Annotated in this window: 15 protein-coding genes and 1 pseudogene; 8 read left to right on the top strand and 8 right to left on the bottom strand. The window is 67.4% G+C overall.

Features of this window, described 5'->3' with window-relative positions:
* Positions 1-96 precede the first annotated feature (96 nt).
* The 3 genes from FA90_RS25165 to FA90_RS18695 form a co-directional block, all read right to left on the bottom strand.
* Positions 97-504 carry a hypothetical protein gene (locus FA90_RS25165; protein WP_156116769.1) on the bottom strand — a complete coding sequence of 136 codons (408 nt, stop codon included), beginning with the start codon at positions 502-504 and terminating at the stop codon, positions 97-99.
* A gap of 102 nt (positions 505-606) precedes the next feature.
* Positions 607-1608 carry an XdhC family protein gene (locus FA90_RS18700; RefSeq protein ID WP_036171360.1) on the bottom strand — a complete coding sequence of 334 codons (1002 nt, stop codon included), beginning with the start codon at positions 1606-1608 and terminating at the stop codon, positions 607-609.
* 87 nt (positions 1609-1695) lie between these two features.
* The gene (locus FA90_RS18695; protein ID WP_036171358.1) at positions 1696-2130 is read right to left on the bottom strand and encodes a hypothetical protein; all 435 of its coding nucleotides are present in this window, start codon (positions 2128-2130) and stop codon (positions 1696-1698) included.
* Between the two features lie 102 nt (positions 2131-2232).
* Between FA90_RS18695 and FA90_RS18690 the strand changes: the two genes are divergently transcribed.
* A complete protein-coding gene (locus FA90_RS18690; protein WP_036171355.1) occupies positions 2233-3036 on the top strand; it encodes a glutaminyl-peptide cyclotransferase in 804 nt (267 codons plus the stop codon).
* 3 nt (positions 3037-3039) lie between these two features.
* Here FA90_RS18690 and FA90_RS18685 read toward each other — a convergent pair whose 3' ends face one another.
* The 5 genes from FA90_RS18685 to FA90_RS18665 form a co-directional block, all read right to left on the bottom strand.
* The gene (locus FA90_RS18685) at positions 3040-4059 is read right to left on the bottom strand and encodes an NAD(P)-dependent alcohol dehydrogenase (RefSeq protein ID WP_036176312.1); all 1020 of its coding nucleotides are present in this window, start codon (positions 4057-4059) and stop codon (positions 3040-3042) included.
* 380 nt (positions 4060-4439) lie between these two features.
* Positions 4440-6215, bottom strand: a complete 1776-nt coding sequence (locus FA90_RS18680; RefSeq protein ID WP_036171352.1) for a DUF885 domain-containing protein — start codon at positions 6213-6215, stop codon at positions 4440-4442.
* Between the two features lie 130 nt (positions 6216-6345).
* On the bottom strand, positions 6346-8823 hold the full coding sequence (locus FA90_RS18675; RefSeq protein WP_239700823.1) for a TonB-dependent siderophore receptor: 2478 nt from the start codon (positions 8821-8823) through the stop codon (positions 6346-6348).
* A 183-nt stretch (positions 8824-9006) separates the two neighbouring features.
* Positions 9007-11160 (bottom strand): EAL domain-containing protein, encoded by a 2154-nt coding sequence (locus FA90_RS18670; RefSeq protein ID WP_036171346.1) that lies wholly within the window; start codon positions 11158-11160, stop codon positions 9007-9009.
* A 70-nt stretch (positions 11161-11230) separates the two neighbouring features.
* Complete coding sequence (locus tag FA90_RS18665; RefSeq protein WP_036176309.1) at positions 11231-12163, bottom strand: DUF808 domain-containing protein; 933 nt, start codon at positions 12161-12163, stop codon at positions 11231-11233.
* A gap of 217 nt (positions 12164-12380) precedes the next feature.
* Between FA90_RS18665 and FA90_RS18660 the strand changes: the two genes are divergently transcribed.
* The 7 genes and pseudogenes from FA90_RS18660 to lipA all read left to right on the top strand — a co-directional run bounded on the left by FA90_RS18660 (position 12381) and on the right by lipA (position 18129).
* Positions 12381-12587 (top strand): BrnA antitoxin family protein, encoded by a 207-nt coding sequence (locus tag FA90_RS18660; RefSeq protein ID WP_036171343.1) that lies wholly within the window; start codon positions 12381-12383, stop codon positions 12585-12587.
* Between the two features lie 124 nt (positions 12588-12711).
* Positions 12712-13008: an HU family DNA-binding protein gene (locus FA90_RS18655; protein ID WP_036171340.1), complete on the top strand. Its 297-nt coding sequence runs from the start codon at positions 12712-12714 to the stop codon at positions 13006-13008.
* A gap of 127 nt (positions 13009-13135) precedes the next feature.
* Complete coding sequence (locus FA90_RS18650; RefSeq protein ID WP_036171337.1) at positions 13136-13780, top strand: LysE family transporter; 645 nt, start codon at positions 13136-13138, stop codon at positions 13778-13780.
* Positions 13781-13900: 120 nt separating this feature from the next.
* The gene (locus FA90_RS18645) at positions 13901-15898 is read left to right on the top strand and encodes a DUF6600 domain-containing protein (RefSeq protein WP_051971909.1); all 1998 of its coding nucleotides are present in this window, start codon (positions 13901-13903) and stop codon (positions 15896-15898) included.
* A 95-nt stretch (positions 15899-15993) separates the two neighbouring features.
* Positions 15994-16263: pseudogene (locus FA90_RS18640) on the top strand (DUF493 family protein); the annotation flags it as partial.
* Between the two features lie 88 nt (positions 16264-16351).
* Complete coding sequence (gene lipB, locus FA90_RS18635) at positions 16352-17113, top strand: lipoyl(octanoyl) transferase LipB (protein ID WP_081933930.1); 762 nt, start codon at positions 16352-16354, stop codon at positions 17111-17113.
* Positions 17114-17136: 23 nt separating this feature from the next.
* Positions 17137-18129: a lipoyl synthase gene (gene lipA, locus FA90_RS18630; RefSeq protein ID WP_036171331.1), complete on the top strand. Its 993-nt coding sequence runs from the start codon at positions 17137-17139 to the stop codon at positions 18127-18129.
* The last annotated feature ends 45 nt before the right edge of the window (positions 18130-18174 follow it).

The following is an 18174-nucleotide window of genomic DNA, read 5'->3' as shown; positions in this document are numbered from 1 at the left end:
GTGCGCCCAGGGCGTCTGTGCCTGTAACGCCGCAGGAGGGCGCAAGGCAGACAGTGCCTTGTAACAAATTCCTACGCCGGGCGCCAGGGGCGCCTGCTAGCCGGCGACCGGCGCCGCCTCGATCTGTTCGGTGCGCAGCAGGTCGACGATGCGGCCGCCGAGCGCTTCCAGCTCGGCCTGGTTGGAGACATTGCGGATGCGCCGCTCCAGCGTACGGCGCTCGCGGATGAAGACCGACCAGCCGACCGCGCAGCCCAGGTAGCCGGCGCCGGCGTGGCATTGGCTGCAGCAGCCGATCATGAAACTGAGCCCGTCGGCGGGATCGTACTCGAGGCACCAGCCCCAGTCCTCGCCGTTCGGGTAGCCGGTGACGATGCCCTGGCGGCACAGGCCCTGGGCCAGCCACAAGGCCAGCTCGAAGCCGTAGGCGCCGGGATTGGCCTGGCAGGCTTCCGGCAGGGTCGGCAGGAATTTCTCGGACGAGAACTCGACACGCCAGATCATCGGCACCCCCAGCGGTGACAGACTTATCGACTTCGGTAAAAACGGCGGCTAGTCGATCCAGTGTACCCCAGGGGTCATGGCATGGCGATAAACTTTAGCGCTTCAGGCGGCCAGGCGATTGGCCATTGCCTTGCCGCGCTCGACCGTCATCTGCTCGGGCAGCGCCACGCCGTTTTTCACGGCGGTGAGCTCGGCCAGGATCGAGATCGCGATCTCGTACGGCGTCTTGCTGCCGATATACAAGCCGATCGGGCCGTGCAGCTTGTCGATCTGCGTCTCGGTGAGGTCGAATTCCTGCAGGCGCTCGCGCCGGCGCGCATTGTTGGCGCGCGAGCCGATCGCGCCGACATAGAACGCGTCGGTTTTGAGCGCTTCCATCAGCGCCAGGTCGTCGAGCTTGGGGTCGTGGGTGAGCGCGATCACGGCGCTGCGGCTGTCGAGTTTCATCTCGAGCACGACGTCGTCCGGCATCTCGTGCACCACATTCACGCCGGGCAGGCTCCAGCTGCCGCGGTATTCTTCGCGCGGGTCGCACACGGTGACCTGGTATTCCAGCCCGACCGCGATCTGGGCCAGGAACTGCGACAGCTGGCCGGCGCCGATGATCAGCATGCGCAGGCGTGGGCCGTGCACCGTCACCAGCCGGCGCGCGTCGATCTGCAGCTGCTCCTCGGCCTGGCCGGCGCCCAGCTCGACCGCGCCCGTGGCCAGGTCGAGGGTGCGGCGCGTCAGCACGCGGCGCTGCGCCAGGTCGAGCAGTTCGGTCATGCGGCTGTGGCTGCCTAGCGGCTCGACCACCAGCTGGATGGTGCCGCCGCAGGGCAGGCCGAAACGGTGCGCCTCGTCGGCCGAGATGCCGTAGGTGATGACTTCCGGCTGCGTGCGCACGATGCCGTGTTCGCGCACGGCGGCGATCAGGTCGTCCTCGATGCAGCCGCCCGAGACCGAGCCGACCACCATGCCGTCCGAGCGGATCGCCATGGTCGCACCTTGCGGGCGCGGGCTCGAGCCCCAGGTGCGCACCACGGTCACGTATTCGCACTTGTAGCCGGCACGCAGCCAGGCGTCGCAGGCGTGCAAAACTTCGAGATCGATGCTGTCCATGTCGGTCCTTTTTCCTCAAACGTGAACCGAATGCTAACGCAAATCGGACAAGCGCGAGCGCGCCGGTCAGCCGTGTGCGCTACCGGTTCAGGCGTCGGCGTATTCGGCTTCGAGCTCGTCTTTACGAGCGTCCGGGGCGATGTGCAGGATCAGGACCGCGTTCAAGGGGACGGCCGGGTGCGACGCGCGGTGCTTGGCAAACCAGAACACGTCCTCGATCTCCTCGTCCTCGTGCGAGGTCGTGATCACGGCGCGCTCCTCGGGCGCGTCCTCGTAGTCGACCGCTTCCAGCGCGGCGTCGTCGACGGCGTCGCGCCAGGCTTCACAGTCGTTCCCCCAGGCCAGCAGGACGCTGCAGCCGGACGCCACCAGCCAGCGGCTGGCGTCCCACATCCAGGATTCGGTAACGTCGTCCTCGACCAGCACGATGGCCAGGAAAGGCGGCAGTTTCAGTTCCGGCAGCTCGGCGTCGGCGGGCAGGTGAAGGTAATGCAGGGATTTTGAAAGCGTATTGGCAGGCATGGCGCAAGCTTAACATCGGCGGCGGCCCGACGTGCGTGCCGGATGCCCAGCACGGCGCAGGTTGCTGGCATACTATGCGGTAACCCGCCATCCAGGAGCCCCATGAAGACCCTGAAGACCTCGCAGATCCTCGCATCGATCGCGCTCGGCTGCACCGTGCTCGCCGCCGCCGCACCCCAAGCCGCCCAGGCCGCCATTCCGGTGTACCGCTACGTCGTCAAGAACACCTATCCGCACGACACTGGCGCCTTTACGGAAGGTCTGTTCTTCAGGGAGGGCCAGCTGTACGAGAGCACCGGCCAGAAGGGCCATTCCTCGCTGCGCAAGGTCGACCTGAAAACCGGCCGCGTGCTGCAGAAGAAGGAGCTGGCGCCGGAGTTCTTCGGCGAAGGCACGACCGCGGTCGGCGCCAACATCGTCAACCTGACCTGGCAGTCGAACGTCGGCTTCATTTTTGACGCCAAGACCTTCGCGCTCAAGGGCCGTTTCAATTACAAGGGCGAAGGCTGGGGCCTGGCCAGCGACGCCAACCACGTCTACATGAGCGACGGCAGCGCCGACATCCGCATCCTCGACCCGAAGACGCTGGAAGAGCAGCGCCGCATCCACGTCACCGCCGACGGCAAGCCGATCACGCAGCTGAACGAACTCGAACTGGTCGAAGGCCAGCTGTTCGCCAACGTCTGGGGCACCGACGTGATCGCGCGCATCGACCCGGACAGCGGCAACGTGGTCGGCTGGATCGACCTGACCGGCCTGCTGCCGCCGGACCAGCGCGGCACCACCAACGTCGACGCGGTCCTGAACGGCATCGCCTACGAACCGAAGGGCCGCAAGCTGTACGTCACGGGCAAGTTGTGGCCGAAGCTGTTCGAGATCGAGCTGATCCAGGTGCAACGGCCGTAAGGCTTACTGCGTGACCGCGATCACGACCTTGCCGAAGTGCGACCCCGACTCCATGTGGCGGTACGCCTCCTTGACCTGGTCGAAGGTAAACACCCGGTCTACCACCGGCTGGATGCCCGAGGTGTCGGCGAAGCGCATCACTTTGTCGAGCATCGTGCGGCTGCCGACGTAGATGCCGACCATGCGCTTCGAGGTCGCCAGCAGCGTGGCCGGATTGACCTCGCCGCCGAAACCGCTGACGCCGCCAATGATGGCGATGCTGCCGCCCATCGCGGCGGACGCCACCGAGCGGTTGACGGTGCCCTGGCCGCCGACTTCCAGCACCACGTGGGCGCCGACGCCGTGGGTGGCGCGCAGCACCTCTTCCTGCCATTCCGGGAAGCTGCGGTAGTTGATCGTGTGATGGGCGCCCAGTTCGCGCGCGCGCTCGAGTTTCTGGTCGCTGGACGAGGTGATGATCGCCTTCAGCCCGGCTGCCTTGGCCAGCTGCAGGCCGAGCACCGAGACGCCGCCTGTGCCGAGCAGCAGCACGGTGTCGCCGGGGCGGACGTTGTTGCTGGATTCGAAAATCGCGTTCCACGCCGTCACGCCGGCGCACGGCATGGTGGCGGCGTCGACGAAGCTCATGGCTGCCGGGATCTTCGCCAGCGCATCCTCGTCCAGGATCACCTCTTCGGCCAGCATGCCATCGATGTCGCCGCCGAGCGCGTGGCGCACCTTTTCCGGGGTCACCGGGCCGTCCTGCCAGTACGGGAAGAACGAGCCGGCCACGCGGTCGCCGACCTGCACCCGGGTCACGCCCGGGCCGACCGCCAGCACCTCGCCGGCGCCGTCCGAGCACGGCACGATCGGATTGTCGACGGTGACCAGGTAGTTCCCGCTCGCCACCATCAGGTCGCGGTAATTCAGCGACACCGCATGCACGCGCACGCGCACCTCGCCCGTGCCGAGTTCACGCTCGGGAAAATCCACGCACTGCAGCCCGTCGATCCCATCGCCGGGAAGAATCTGGTAAGCCCGCATCTCGTCCTCCATCCAAAGGTTGCTGTCGAAAGGCTGACATTGTGACGCGAATCCTGGACGGGCCGGCGCACGGTCGTGCGAAAGCTGCCTGCCGGAAAAGCCATGAAAAAAAAGCCCGTCCTGGCGACAGGAACGGGCTCGGTGGCGACAGTGCCGCTGTCAGTAACGACGGGGCGGCGTGACGCTATAGTTTTGCTTCATGAAGCGGGCCTGCACCTTTTTCATTACATACCCGGCGATGGCCATCATGATCAGCTTGCGCATGGAACCTCCTGTTGAGTACAAGGCGACGCGGCGCGACATGCGCTGCGTCCGACGTCGATCACCTTAACCCGAAGCCGGTATCGATGGCGCAGGGTTCGTATGGACAACGCCAAGGCTCACTTCGCACTCAGCTTCGCCTTCTGCGCCGGAATGAACTCCTCCATCACCGCCTGCTTCATCAGGTTCGGCGGCAGGATGCCCTGGGCGATCACGAAATCGTTGAAAGCCTGCAAATCGAAACGGTCGCCCAGCGCGATCTCGGCCAGCGTCTTGAGCGCTTCCAGCTTGACGTAGCCGTAGTAGTAGGACGTTGCCTGGCCCGGCATCCGGTACGAGTAGCGGTCCACTTCCGACTGCGCGAATGGCTCGGACAGCACCACTTCCTTCATCAGGAAGGCTTTCGCCTGCTCGGGCGTCATGCGGCCCAGGTTGATCTGCGGGTCGAGCAGGGCGCGCGCCATGCGCAGCAGGCGGATCTGCAGCGCGGCCAGCTGCCCTTCCGGTGGCATGTAGGGCAGCACCAGCGCTTCCGAATACAGGCCCCAGCCTTCGACGTTGGCGCTGTTGAAGGCGAAGCGCGCACGCGCCACCGACATGCCCTGCTCGACCATCGACGCGAACTGCAGCTCGTGGCCGGGACGCGCCTCGTGCGCGGTCACGCCCCACGACACGGCCGAGTAATCGAAGTCGTTCATGCGCTCCTTCGACTTCGAGTTCGGGTTCGACAGCGGGATGACGAACTCGCCATACTCTCCGGTGTTGCCGATCAGGCGCGGCGGGTTCATGAACGGCGCCGGCGTGCGCGCCGCCTCGGCGTCGGTCGCGATGCGGATGTTGGCGTCGCGCGAGGGCAGCGTCACCAGGTGGTGCTGGCGGATGATGGCTTCGATGTCTTTCAGGCGCGAACGGTAGGACGGCAGCAGCTGGTCGGGCGCGATCGAGGTTTTCTTCAGTTCGCGCAGGACGTCGCGGTAGTCGTTCGAGGGCAGATGGCGCTGGGCCGCGATGCCGTTGGCCACCACCTGCATCTCGTCGCGCACCTCCTGGAAATCGAAGCTGGCGCGCTCGATCATCTGGTCCGGCGCGATGTCGACGCCGACGTTGAGCAGGCGGTTCACGTACAGCGCTTCCGGCAGGCGCACTTCCTTGCGCGCGCGCGGGAGCACGCTGGCGCGCACGAAGGCGTCGTAGTCCTGCACCTGTTTTTTGAGCGCGTCGAAGTCGGCTTCCCAGCCGGTCACGTTCGCCTTCTTGAACATCTCGGCGATGCCGTTCATGTAGGTCGCGTTGTTGTGCAGCGCTTCCTCGACCTCGCCGACATACGGGCCGATCAGCGACTTGTCGCCCAGTCTCTCCTCGGTGCGGGCGCGCGCCAGGGTCGCGATCGGGGTAGTGCCGGCGTCGCGCCCGGCATAGCGCTTCAGGCGCACCAGGGCCAGCTTCTGGCGCGCGGGTTTGTTGCGCGGCTCGAGCAGCGCCTGCAGGCCGCCGTACACCAGCTCGCCGACGTTGGTGTAGTCGAGCAGGTACTGGCGCTCCAGCTTCATGGTGGCGATCTGTTTTACACGCGACTCGATCAGGATGTCGAGGTCCTGTCTCACCTTCGGATCCTGTTCGGCCGCGCGTTCGCGGCGCAGGTCCGCCAGGCGCTTCTCGGTGTCGGCCAGTTCCCGCTCGTAGGCGCCCGGCTTGAAGTCCGCCACCGCCGTGTCGAAACTCTCGTCGCCGACTTCGCTCGCGGCTTCGGGGTGGTAGCGGCCGGTGTCTTTCAGCACGGGCTGCGTGTAGGCGTCGCTGCGCGCGACCCAGGCGGGCGGCGTGGCGGCGAAGGTGCTGGCGGAGGCGAGGACGAAGGCAGGGATGGCGGCGAGACCGAGACCGATGCGGGACATGACTTCCTTTGTGCGATGGCGTGAGTGAGACCCGTGCGGGCGACGCTCGATTCTAGCCCATCGATTCATCCCGGTCACAACGGGAAAAATCCCTGCGCGCGCGTGAGGCGCGCGCGCAGGGCAGTGCCGGTCAGAACGCGTAGCTGGCGCGCCCGTAGACGTAACGGCCGCCGGTGCCGAACGGCGTGTAGTTGGCGAACGGGGTGTTGCCGGTCGTGTTGAGCGACGGCGGCAGCGTTTCCGAGTACTGGTCGAACAGGTTGTCCGCGCCCAGCGCCAGGTTCAGCTTCGGCGTGACGGCGTAGCGCACCTCGAGGTCGGCCAGCGTGTGCGGGTGGATCACGAAGTCGAAGGCCGGCGTGGTGCCCGGCGACAGCACTTCGCCGTAGCGCGTGGCGCGCGCGGTCACGCCCCACTGGCCCAGCTTCCAGTTGACGCTGGCCGTCAGCTTGTTCTTCGGCTGGCCCTTCTCGAGCGTCAGCACGTTGACGCGGTCGAACAGGATCGGCGCCGGATTCAGCGCCGCCAGCTGGGCGGTGGTCGGCACCTTGGTGACGTCGGTATGGTTGACGTTGCCCGCCAGCGTGAAGTCGAAGCGCCCGCTCGCGCCCAGGTTGAGCGGGTAGTTGGCGACGATATCCACGCCCTCGGTGCGGGTGTCGACGCCGTTGATGAAGAAACGGCCGCCGCCCACGCCGGTAAAGCCTTGGCCGGTGATGTAGTTGCGTACCGTGGCCGAGGTCAGGTTCTCGGACAGGATGATGCGGTCGCGCACGTTGATGCGGTAGGCGTCCACGGTCAGGCTGAACGGGTCGAAGCGCATCACCGCGCCGAGCGAGAAGTTGGTCGACTTCTCGGCCTTGAGCGGCTTGGCGCCGAGCGCGACCGCGACCGGGTCGGACGGTTTGAAGGTCGTGATCTCGAACGGCACGCCGTTGATGAAGTTGGTCGAGGTGGACGTGAAGTTCTGCTGCTGCAGCGACGGTGCGCGGAAGCCGTTCTGGACCGCGCCGCGCAACGCGAAGTTGCGGGTGAAGTCGTAGCGCGCCGACAGCTTGCCGGCCAGGCTGCTGCCGAAGTCCGAATAGTGCTCGCCGCGCACCGCGGCCGAGGCCAGCAGCTTGTCCGTCAGGTTCGCCTCGAGGTCGGCGAACAGGCCGACGGCGCTGCGCGAGGTGTCGATGGCGTTGGCCGGACGGAAGCCCGGGAACACCTGGGCGCCCGGTGCGGCCGGGGTGCCGCTCGGCAGCACCACGCCGCCGTAGCGGTAGGAGTCCGGTTCGCCCGCCTCCAGTTTATAACCTTCGCGGCGCGCCTCCAGGCCGAGCGCCAGGTTCAGCGGCGAAGCCAGGCCCTGGACGTCGAACTTGCGCACGCCGGTCAGGTTGTAGACCAGCTGGTCGTACGAAAAGCCGCCGGCATCGAAGCTGGTCTTGCTGCCCGCGCCGATCGAGGCGTTCAGCGTGTTCTCGATCTGGTAAGACATCTTGTCCTTGCCGTACACCAGCGAGCTGTCCATGTCCCAGCCGGCCAGGGTCCAGCTGAAGCCGGCCGCCGCGCTGTAGTCGTCGACGGTCGGCGCGATGATCGGCAGGAAGCCGTCCGGGTAGATCGACAGTACGTTGCGCGCGTCCTGCGCCGGACGGAAGTAGCCGGCCGAGCGCGCGTCGCGCCGCTGGTAGCTGCCCCAGGCGTAGAACTTGACGTCGGGCGTGAGGTCGTTGCCGGCGTTGACGAAGACGGTTTTCTGCTTCATCTCCGGGTCGCCGTACCAGGCGTCGAAGCGGTTGATGGTGTTCTCGCGCGGATCGAACGCGCCTTTCACTTTCGGGTATTGCTGGCGCACGTCGTAGCCGCTGCGCTCGGTATGCGCCTGGTCCTTGTATTCGGCCGCCAGGGTGACGAAGCCGGTTTCTCCCCACGGCAAGCCTTTCCAGGCGCTGACGGTGGCGGTCTGGCCGTCGGTGCGCTCGCGCTTGGACGGACCGCTCCAGGTGCCGCCGGCCGGGGTGACGTCGTTCAACAGGTCGTATTCGGTCTTGTGGGCGCCGTAGATGACGGTGCCTTCGCCGCCGCTGCGGTCGGTGCGCAGGCGGACGTTGACCACGCCGGCGATCGCATCCGAGCCGTACTGGGCGGCGGCGCCGTCGCGCAGCACCTCGATGCTCTTGACCATCGCTTCCGGGATCGTGTTCATGTCGACCCCGGCCGAACCGCGTCCGATCGAGCCGTTCAGGTTGACCAGCGCGGACGCGTGGCGGCGCTTGGAGTTGACCAGCACCAGCGTCTGGTCCGGCGCCATGCCGCGCAGCGTGGCCGGACGGATGGTGTCGGTGCCGTCGGTCAGCGATGGACGCGGGAAGTTGAGCGAAGGCAGGGCCACCGACAGCGCCTGGGTGAGTTCGGTCGAGCCGCTGCTTTTCAGGGTCTCGGCCGAGATGACGTCGACCGGCGACGCGGTGTCGAGCACGCTGCGGTTGGCGACCCGGGTACCGGTCACGACCACGGTGGCGGCGTTCGCGCTTGCGCCGTCGCCACCCGCGCCGTTGCCCATTTCCTGGGCTTGGGCAAGACCGCCGGCGAACAGCGAGGCGATCGATACAGCCAATACGGTTTTTGCTGGTACAAATCGTTGTTGCATCTTCTTCCTTCGTCATGGGTGGGGGCGCCGCAATGCTATGCAGCAAGCTTGATCCCATACTGGCGGTTACGCGCACGTGTTGTCAATACAACTAGAACACGCAGTGTAAATATGCAACACAAGTGCACCGCAGCGGCGACGAAGGAAGAGTCAGTGGGCCAGTTCGAGCTGCCTGATGTCGCCGACCGCGTAGCCCTGGGCGTAATCGATGCCGAGCGCGCGCACCGCGTCCAGCGTCGGCGGGTCTTCGACGTACTCGGCGATGGTGCGGATGCCCATCACGTGCCCGACCTCGTTGATCGCCTTGACCAGCGCGCGGTTGATGTCGTTGTGCGCGATGCCGCGGATGAACACGCCGTCGATTTTCAGGTAGTCGACCGGCAGGGTGCGCAGGTAGGCGAAGGACGACAAGCCGCTGCCGAAATCGTCGAGCGAAAAGCAGCAGCCGAGCGCGCGCAGCGCGGCGATGAATTCCTGGGCGCGCGGCATGTTGGCGATGACGGCGGTCTCGGTGATCTCGAAGCACAGCTGGGTCGGATCGACGCCGTTCTCGTCGAACTGGGCGACGATGTGGGCGAGCATGCCCTCGTCGCCGAGCGACATGCCGGACAGGTTGACCGAATACACCGGCGGCGGCATGCGCTGCACGCTGCCGGTGGCGGTGTCGGGCATGCCCATGCGTGCGCGCTCGCGCGCGATGTGGCGGCAGGTGTGGGTCACCACCCAGCGGTCCAGCGGCGCCATCAGGTCGTAGCGCTCGGCGGCCGGGATGAAGGCGCCGGGCAGGATCAGGCCGGACCCGTTGCCCGACTCGTTGCCCGACTCGTTGCCGGCCTCGTCGCCGTTCTCGTTGCTGGCGATCCGCAGCAGCACCTCGTAATGGCCGTCGTCCGCGCCGTCGAGCGACACGATGTGCTGGGCGAACAGGCGGAAGCGGTCATGCGCGAGCGCGTCGTTCAGGCGCGTCACCCATTGCAGTTCGCCCTGGCGGCGCGCCAGCATCACGTCGGACTCGCGGTAGACGTGGATGCGGTTGCGGCCCTGCTCCTTGGCCAAGTAGCAGGCCTGGTCGGCGGCCACCAGCAGCTCGCTGGTCGACTTGCTCTCTTCGCTGATCTCGACCAGGCCGATCGACACGCCCAGCTCGAACACCTTGTCGCTCCAGACGAAACGGAAATCCTTGATCGACCGGCGCAGCTCGTCGGCCAGCTGTTCGGCGCGGCTCATCGGGCAGTACGGCAGCAGCACGCCGAGTTCGTCGCCGCCCAATCGCGCCAGCACGTCGCTCTCGCGCATGTGGCCGAGCAGCATGCGCGCCAGCGTCTGCAGCAGCACGTCACCGGCGCCGTGGCCGACGCTGTCGTTGACGATCTTGAAACGATCGAGGTCCATGTACAGCAGCGCATGGTGGTGGCGCTCGTCCTTGGCGCTGCGCAGCGCCCCGGCGACGGCATCCTCGAAGGCGCGCCGGTTGAGCAGGCCGGTCAGGGCGTCGTGCGAGGCCTGCCAGCTGAGCTGGTGGGTCAGGCGCCGTTCATGGCTGACGTCGTGGAACACCATCACGGCGCCCAGCACCTCGCCGTCGCGCGACCAGATCGGCGCCGCCGAATCCTCGACCGCGACGTGGTGGCCGTCGCGCGTGACCAGCTGTGCACGGCTGGTTACCGCGATCGCCTGGCGCAGTTGCAGGCTGCGCAGCGCCGGGCTGTCGATCGGCTGGCCGTTGGCTTCGTCGGCCAGGCCGACCACCTGCCCCACGTCGAGGCCGCGCGCCTCGGCGTCGCTCCAGCCGGTGAGCTGCTCGGCGACCCGGTTCATGAAGGTGATGCGGCCCTGCGCATCGGTGGTGACGACGGCGTCGCCGATCGACGCCAGCGTGACGTCGGCCAATTCCTTTTGCTCGGCCAGCGCGGCTTCCTGCTGCTTGCGCCCGCTGTCGTCCCAGCACAGGCCGAGGGTGCGCACCGCGGCGCCGTCTTCGCATATCGTGGTGGCGCGGCAGGCCAGCCAGATCATCTGGCCGTCGGGACGCAGGAGGCGGTATTCGAAGGCGTAGCCGGCGCATTCGTCGACGCGGCGCTGCATGGCCTCCAGCAGCCAGCCGGCGTCGTCCGGATGCACCATGCGCAGGAAATCGGAAAAGGCCTGGCTTTGCGCGATTGGCGTCAGGCCGATCAGCGCGGCGCCCTCGGCCGACCAGGCGATCGTCCCTTCGAGCACGCTGTCGCCGACCACGCTGGCGTCCCAGGTCGACATCCGCGCCGAAGTCAGCGCCATTTGCAGGCGCAAGTGTACGTCTTGCATGTCCGTCCCCTCTGCATTTGGAGCCGGCTGCGGCCACGAGGTTCCGTGGCTGAAAACGGGCAGATCCGGCTCAGCGCCGCCCGCGCAGACGTTTGACCAGCGATACGACCAGCAACACCACCGCGCCGACCACGACCCCGGCCACGGCGTCGACCACCGACGGCGTCAGCGCCGCCAGCACGCGTCCCAGCAGCGGCACGCCGGCCACGGCCGCGGCTGCGCCCTCGGCCAGATGGTGCAGCGGCGCGAACGCATGGCCGATGATACCGCCGCCGACCATGAACATGGCGATCGTGCCGATGACGGACAGCGCTTTCATCAAGCGCGGCGCAGCGGCCAGCAGCAGGCCGCCGGACGCGCGCGCGAAAGCGCCCTGGCGCCGGCTCAGGTACAGCCCGGCGTCGTCGATCTTGACGATGCCGGCCACCACGCCGTACACGCCGATCGTCATCACGATCGCCACCGCGACCAGCGCCGCCACCTGCGACCCGAATGCGGCGCCGCCCTCGTTGACCACGCCGAGCGCAATCACGATGATCTCGGCCGACAGAATGAAATCGGTGCGCACCGCGCCCTTGATCTTGTCGCGTTCGACGGCTTGCATGTCGGCGCCGGCCGCCAGCGCGCTGACAAGCTCCTGTTCGTGCGCCGCGTCCTCTCCGGCGCCGTGCAGGAATTTATGCGCGACCTTCTCGAAGCCTTCGAAGCACAGGTAGGCGCCGCCGATCATCAGCAGCGGCGTGATCGCTTGCGGGATGAACGCCGAGATCGCCAGGGCCGCCGGCACCAGGATCGCCTTGTTGCGCAGCGAGCCGAGCGCCACCGCCCACACGACCGGCAGCTCGCGGTCGGCGTTCACCCCGGTGACCTGCTGGGCGTTCAGGGCCAGGTCGTCGCCGAGCACGCCGGCGGTCTTCTTGGCCGCGACCTTGCTCATCAGGGCGACGTCGTCGAGGACGCTCGCGATATCGTCGATCAATGCCAATAAACTGCCTGCAGCCATCCAATCCTCCATGTAAATATGGCCACATCTTAATGGATGCACGGGAATCGGGGCACACGGGTCCGGCAGCGCGAACAGGCCACGCTTCAAGCCCGGTATGTGCATTTCATCCCTGGAAATCTGCAGCTCGTCACTTTCCGCGCCAGGCGCTCCAGGCACGTACGTATAGTGCAAGCATTGGCTGCGGTGCAGCAGCCTCTGACCTGAAGGAGATGCCATGACCACCGATTTCGACCCATCCATCGTTCCCCGTCGCCGTGCCCGTCCGCCCAAGCGCAAGACCCGCATCACCATCTACCTCGACGACGAGGTGCTCAACGAATTCCGTTCGCGCGCCGAGCGCACCGGCACCGGCTACCAGACGCTGATCAACGCCGCGCTGCGCCTGCGCCTGGCCGGCCAGGAACTGCCGGCAGGCGCCTGAAACAGCGGTCCGAAAACCCAGAACGCCCGTCAATAAAGGCCGTATGCCGGTTTTTCATTCCTGAGAAGATTACATACGGCAATTAATTATGCTAATCTTCCGGCTCTTTCAACCCGGAGGATTTATGAAAAAAGGCGAACTGATCGCTGAATTTGCGAAGCGTACGGAAATGTCCGGCGCCGCCGCCAACGACGCGGTGAACACGATCATTGCGATCATCACCGAGCGCCTGAAAAAAGGCGACACGGTCGGCATCACCGGCTTCGGCACGTTCTCGGTCACCAAGCGCGCCGCACGCAAGGGCCGCAACCCGGCCACCGGCGAAGCGATCAAGATCGCAGCGTCGAAGACCCCGCGTTTCGCTGCCGGCGCGACGCTGAAGGCGGCTGTCAACCCGAAGCGCGCCAAAAAGGCCGACTGACGATCCGCTGCGCGCCGGCTGGGCTGGCGCGCACGGGTTTTTCGCGTACCCTTCCCTGTTTTCCAAGGCCGGCTGCAAGCCTGCACCAGGCTCGATCCCTCCTCTCCCCGCTTCCCTTTTTTCCGCCATGAGCTTCGCCACCTGGATCACCTTCGTCATCGCCGGCATCGTCATCGCCATTTCTCCCGGCTCGGGCGCCGTACTGTCGATGTCGCACGGGCTGGCGTACGGGGTCAGGAAGGCCAGCGCCACCGTGCTCGGCCTGCAGATGGGCCTGATCATGGTGCTGCTCATCGCCGGCGCCGGCGTCGGCTCGCTGCTGCTGGCCTCCGAGCTGGCGTTTACGATCGTCAAGACCATCGGCGCGCTGTACCTGATCTGGCTCGGCATCGGGCAGTGGCGCGCTAAAGGCGAGCCGCATGCGGCGAGCGGGCCGTCGACCGCCGGCATGGCCGCGCACCCCTCGTTCGGGCGGCGCGTGCTGACCGGCTTTCTCACCAACGCGACCAACCCGAAGGGCATCATCTTCATGGTCGCGGTGCTGCCGCAGTTCATCTCGAAAGACGCGCCGGTGCTGCCGCAGCTGGCGATCCTGGGCGCGACCATGGTGACCATCGACACCAGCGTCATGCACGGCTACGCCTTCCTGGCTTCGTCGATGCAGCGTTTCTTCCGCGATGCGCGCGCGGTCAAGATCCAGAACCGCGTGTTCGGCGGCGTGCTGATCGTGGTCGGCGCCCTGCTCTTCTTCGTCAAGCGCGGCCACGCCTGAGCTCAGCTATTTCGCAACTGTTTGTAACCTGCGTTGTCTTTTCGGGCGCTGCTGCGTTGTAGTATCAGTGGACGCGGTCCGTCCAGGCCAGCGCCACGATAACGTCCAGCCGGAGACACCATGCGCATCCCCCGTTTCGCCCTGAAGACGCTGACGCTGCTGGCGTTCGCGACCCTGTCGACGCTGGCCGCCGCCGACGACGACCTGCCCGGCCGGGTCGGCCGCATCGCCCTTACCCAGGGCCAGGTCAGCATCGCCGGCGACGTCGGCGCCGAAATGGCGCCGGCCCAGGTCAACTGGCCGGTCACCTCGGGCACCATGGTGACCACCGCGCCCGGCGCGCGCACCGAGCTGCGCATCGGCTCGACCTCGATCCGCCTGGACGGCGAGTCCTCGCTCGAAGTCACGCAACTGGACGACGCCAACCTGCGCCTGCGCCTGCACTACGGCAGCGCCAGCGTGCATGTGATCAACGAAGACGTGGTGGCCGGCTTCGGGCTCGAGACGCCACAGGCGCGCGTGCGCCTGCAGACGGGCGCGCGCGTGCGCGTGGACGCCGAGCGCATCCGCGACACCAGCGCGGTCGAGGTGTTCGACGGCGTCGCGCTGGTCGATGGCGGCGGTTCCGAGCTGACCCTGCGCGCCGGCAAGGGCGCCGAATTCGGCGACGACGACGTGCGCACGCTGCTGGCCCAGCGCGACGCCTTCGACGACTGGTCGGCCGCGCGCGACCGCACCACGGACAACGCGGTCGCCGCACGCTACGTCGGCACCGACATGACCGGCTACGAAGACCTCGACCGCTACGGCAGCTGGCAGACCAGCGACGAGTACGGCCCGCTGTGGACGCCGGTGGTCGGCGCCGACTGGGTGCCCTACCGCGACGGCAGCTGGGCCTGGATCGATCCGTGGGGCTGGACCTGGGTCGACAATTCGCCCTGGGGTTACGCGCCCTTCCACTACGGCCGCTGGGTCTACGTCAACCGGCGCTGGTCGTGGGCGCCGGGCCGTCACCGCGAGCACCCGGTGTGGGCGCCGGCGCTGGTCGGCTGGGTCGGCGGCGGCGGCCGGCCCGCATCCGGCTGGTATCCGTTGAGTCCGCACGACCGCTTCGTGCCGGGCTATCGCATCTCGGAAAACCACGTGCGCTGGATGAACGGCGACGTGCGCCCCGATCCGCGCCGTCCGCACGACTTCCGCCCGCAGGGCCTGACGGTGGTGCCGCAGGACCGTTTCAACCAGCCCGGCCGCGTCAACGTGGCGCGTACGCCGCTGTTGAACCTGCCGGCGCTGGGTGGCCGCAATGCCCCTCCCGTGCCGCTGGCGGGCGGCTCCGCACCGCCGCCGCCGCCCAACCGCTGGCAGCGCGGCGACCGCTTCGATCGCGGCTTCGACCATGGTCAGGAACGCGGCTTCGCGCGCGGCCCGCAGCTGGGCCAGAACAGCACGCTCGACACCGAACGCATCCGGCGCGACGGGTTTATCCGCCAAAATACCCCGGTGCTGACCGCCCCGTCCGTCGGCGCCCAGCCGTTCGGCGTGGTCAGCCCGACGCCGCGCCAGCCGCAGCAAGCGCTGGGCGTGACCAGCCCGACGCCGCAGCAGCCGCCGCAGGCGCTCGGCGTCACCAGTCCGACGCCGCGCCAGCCACCGCAGGGGCTCGGCATCACCAGCCCGGCGCCGCGCCAGACCGGCCCGGCGCCGATCACCACCGAGGCGCCGGGGGGCATCAACCCGGCCGGTCCGGGACGCTTCGAGCGCCGCGAACAATTCGAGGAAATGCGGGAAATGCGCCGCGCCCGCCAGCCGGCGCAGATGCCGCCGGCCGCGCTCGGCGGCCAGCCGCAAGCCGGATTCGAGCCGCGTCCCGACCGTGCGCGCCGCAGCGAGTGGGAACGCCCGTCCGCGCCGATGCCCTCCGCAGCGCCGGCGCCGGCTGCGATCGCACCGCGCCCGGTGATGGCGCCAGCGCTGCCACCCGCGCCGGCGCCCGCACCGGCCGCGGCGCCGCAGCCCTCTGCCCGTCCGGCCGGACCGCCGCCACAGCCGCCACAGCCGCGTGGCGAAGACAAGCGCGCCCACGTCGACGCGCGCGGACAACACCAGCAGGAGCGCTGATCGATGGAGGATCGCCGGCCGGGCCGGGCGGGCCATGGGGGCCGTTCCCGGCGCGCCCCGGCGAGTTTGGCTACAATGCGGTTTTAACAGGAGCGGCCATGGACCCGAAAGATTCCCTCATCGAATACCCGAGCGATTTCCCGATCAAGGTGATGGGCGCCTCGCACGAGGATTTCCCGGCCACGATCCACCAGCTCGTGGTGGCGCACGACCCGACTTTCCACGAAGGCAAGATGGAAGTCCGCCCCTCGGCCAAGGGCACGTACACGGGCCTGACCGTGACCGTGCGCGCCACCAGCCGCGAGATGCTGGACAACATCTACCGCGAGCTGTCCTCGCACCCGATGGTCAAAGTCGTCCTCTAACATCTCTTTTTGCCAGGGTCTTGGGCAAGCCACATGACCCTGGCTTATAATGACGGGGTAGCTCAATGCTTCCATCGCCCCGACTATCATGCAAGCGAACCGCCCTATCGGCCCAACCGGCCCGGTCGCGCCCGACCCCGCCCTGAGCAAACCGCCGCACGACACCGGATCCGGTCCCCTGGTCCGCGACCTCGGCCGCGCCGACTACGACAGCGTCTTCGCCGCGATGCGCGCCTTCACCGACGCGCGCACGCCCGAGACGCGCGACGAACTCTGGATCGTCGAACATCCGCCGGTGTTCACGCTCGGCCTCGGCGCCGACCGCGGCCACCTGCTGGGCGCCGTGGCGACACACGACGTGCCGGTGGTGCAGACCGACCGCGGCGGCGAAGTCACGTACCACGGTCCCGGCCAGGTCGTGATCTACCTGCTGATGGACCTGCGCCGCAACAAGCCGGGCGGCAAGCTGTACGCGCGCCAGTTCGTGCATAAAATCGAGCAGGCGGTCATCGATGTGCTGGCGGCGTATAATCTTGCCGGTGAACGCGTCGAAGGCGCGCCCGGCATCTACATGGCCAACGGCGCCATGCGGGGCGCCAAGATCGCCGCGCTCGGCCTGAAAGTGCGCGGCAACGGCTGCACCTACCACGGCGTGTCGCTGAACGTCGGCATGGATCTGGCGCCGTTCGGCTGGATCAACCCGTGCGGCTATTCCGGCCTGGCCACCGTCGACATGCGCAGCATGGGCGTCGACGCGCCGCTGGCGGAAGTGCAGCAGGCGCTGGCCGCCGCCTTGATCCGCCATTTGACCGCAGCGGACGCGAAGCCCGCCAACGAACCCACCCATTGAACGCCCTCGTGGCAGAGAACACAATGACTTCCGAAATCGACACCGGCAGCGCCGCAGCATCCGCCTACAACGCCAGCGACAAGCAGAAGGGCGCCGACAAGACCTCGCGCATCCCGATCAAGATCGTCCCGCTCGAGCAGCACGAGCGCCTGAAAAAGCCGGACTGGATCCGCGTGAAGGCCGCGAGCGCCTCGTCGCGCTTCTACGAGATCAAGGACATCCTGCGCGCCAACAACCTGGTCACGGTGTGCGAAGAAGCGAGCTGCCCGAACATCGGCGAATGCTTCGGCAAGGGCACCGCGACCTTCATGATCATGGGCGACAAGTGCACGCGCCGTTGCCCGTTCTGCGACGTCGGCCACGGCCGTCCCGACCCGCTCGACGTCAACGAGCCGGGCAACCTGGCTAAAACTATCGCCGACCTGCGCCTGTCGTATGTCGTGATCACCTCGGTCGACCGCGACGACCTGCGCGACGGCGGCGCCGGCCACTTCGTCGAGTGCATCAGCAAGACCCGCGCATTGTCGCCGAACACCAAGATCGAAGTGCTGGTGCCGGACTTCCGCGGCCGCCTCGACAAGGCGTTGAACATCTTCGCCGACGGTCTGCCGGACGTGATGAACCACAACCTGGAAACCGTGCCGCGCCTGTACAAGGAAGCGCGCCCGGGCGCCGACTACAAGCACTCGCTCGAGCTGCTCAAGCAATTCAAGCAGAAGTACCCGAGCGCCGTGACGAAATCGGGCCTGATGGTCGGCCTGGGCGAGACCGACGATGAAATCCTCGAAGTCATGCGCGACATGCGCGCGCACGACATCGACATGCTGACCATCGGCCAGTACCTGGCGCCGTCGAACTCGCACCTGCCGGTGCGCCGCTACGTGCACCCGGACCAGTTCAAGAAGTTCGAGGAAGCCGCGTACGAGATGGGCTTCGTGCACGCGGCCGTCGGCGCGATGGTGCGTTCGTCGTACCACGCCGACCAGCAGGCGCACGAGGCGGGCGTCGCAGCCTGACGTCGTGCACAGGGAAGCGCCTGCCTGGCGCTTCCGCGAAGGCGC

Origin of the sequence: Massilia sp. 9096, from assembly GCF_000745265.1 — a bacterium.
In the GTDB taxonomy this organism is placed as follows: domain Bacteria; phylum Pseudomonadota; class Gammaproteobacteria; order Burkholderiales; family Burkholderiaceae_D; genus Telluria.
This window is presented reverse-complemented; position numbering and strand designations above follow the sequence as displayed.

Excerpts from the sequence above, each read along its gene's own strand:
- FA90_RS18645 (WP_051971909.1), top strand. The coding sequence starts at position 13,901 with ATGCGCATCCCCCGTTTCGCCCTGAAGACGCTGACGCTGCTGGCGTTC.
- lipA (WP_036171331.1), top strand. The coding sequence starts at position 17,137 with ATGACTTCCGAAATCGACACCGGCAGCGCCGCAGCATCCGCCTACAAC.
- FA90_RS18690 (WP_036171355.1), top strand. The coding sequence starts at position 2,233 with ATGAAGACCCTGAAGACCTCGCAGATCCTCGCATCGATCGCGCTCGGC.
- FA90_RS18670 (WP_036171346.1), bottom strand. The coding sequence starts at position 11,160 with ATGCAAGACGTACACTTGCGCCTGCAAATGGCGCTGACTTCGGCGCGG.
- FA90_RS18660 (WP_036171343.1), top strand. The coding sequence starts at position 12,381 with ATGACCACCGATTTCGACCCATCCATCGTTCCCCGTCGCCGTGCCCGT.
- FA90_RS18680 (WP_036171352.1), bottom strand. The coding sequence starts at position 6,215 with ATGTCCCGCATCGGTCTCGGTCTCGCCGCCATCCCTGCCTTCGTCCTC.
- lipB (WP_081933930.1), top strand. The coding sequence starts at position 16,352 with ATGCAAGCGAACCGCCCTATCGGCCCAACCGGCCCGGTCGCGCCCGAC.
- FA90_RS25165 (WP_156116769.1), bottom strand. The coding sequence starts at position 504 with ATGATCTGGCGTGTCGAGTTCTCGTCCGAGAAATTCCTGCCGACCCTG.
- FA90_RS18650 (WP_036171337.1), top strand. The coding sequence starts at position 13,136 with ATGAGCTTCGCCACCTGGATCACCTTCGTCATCGCCGGCATCGTCATC.
- FA90_RS18695 (WP_036171358.1), bottom strand. The coding sequence starts at position 2,130 with ATGCCTGCCAATACGCTTTCAAAATCCCTGCATTACCTTCACCTGCCC.
- FA90_RS18655 (WP_036171340.1), top strand. The coding sequence starts at position 12,712 with ATGAAAAAAGGCGAACTGATCGCTGAATTTGCGAAGCGTACGGAAATG.
- FA90_RS18665 (WP_036176309.1), bottom strand. The coding sequence starts at position 12,163 with ATGGCTGCAGGCAGTTTATTGGCATTGATCGACGATATCGCGAGCGTC.
- FA90_RS18685 (WP_036176312.1), bottom strand. The coding sequence starts at position 4,059 with ATGCGGGCTTACCAGATTCTTCCCGGCGATGGGATCGACGGGCTGCAG.
- FA90_RS18700 (WP_036171360.1), bottom strand. The coding sequence starts at position 1,608 with ATGGACAGCATCGATCTCGAAGTTTTGCACGCCTGCGACGCCTGGCTG.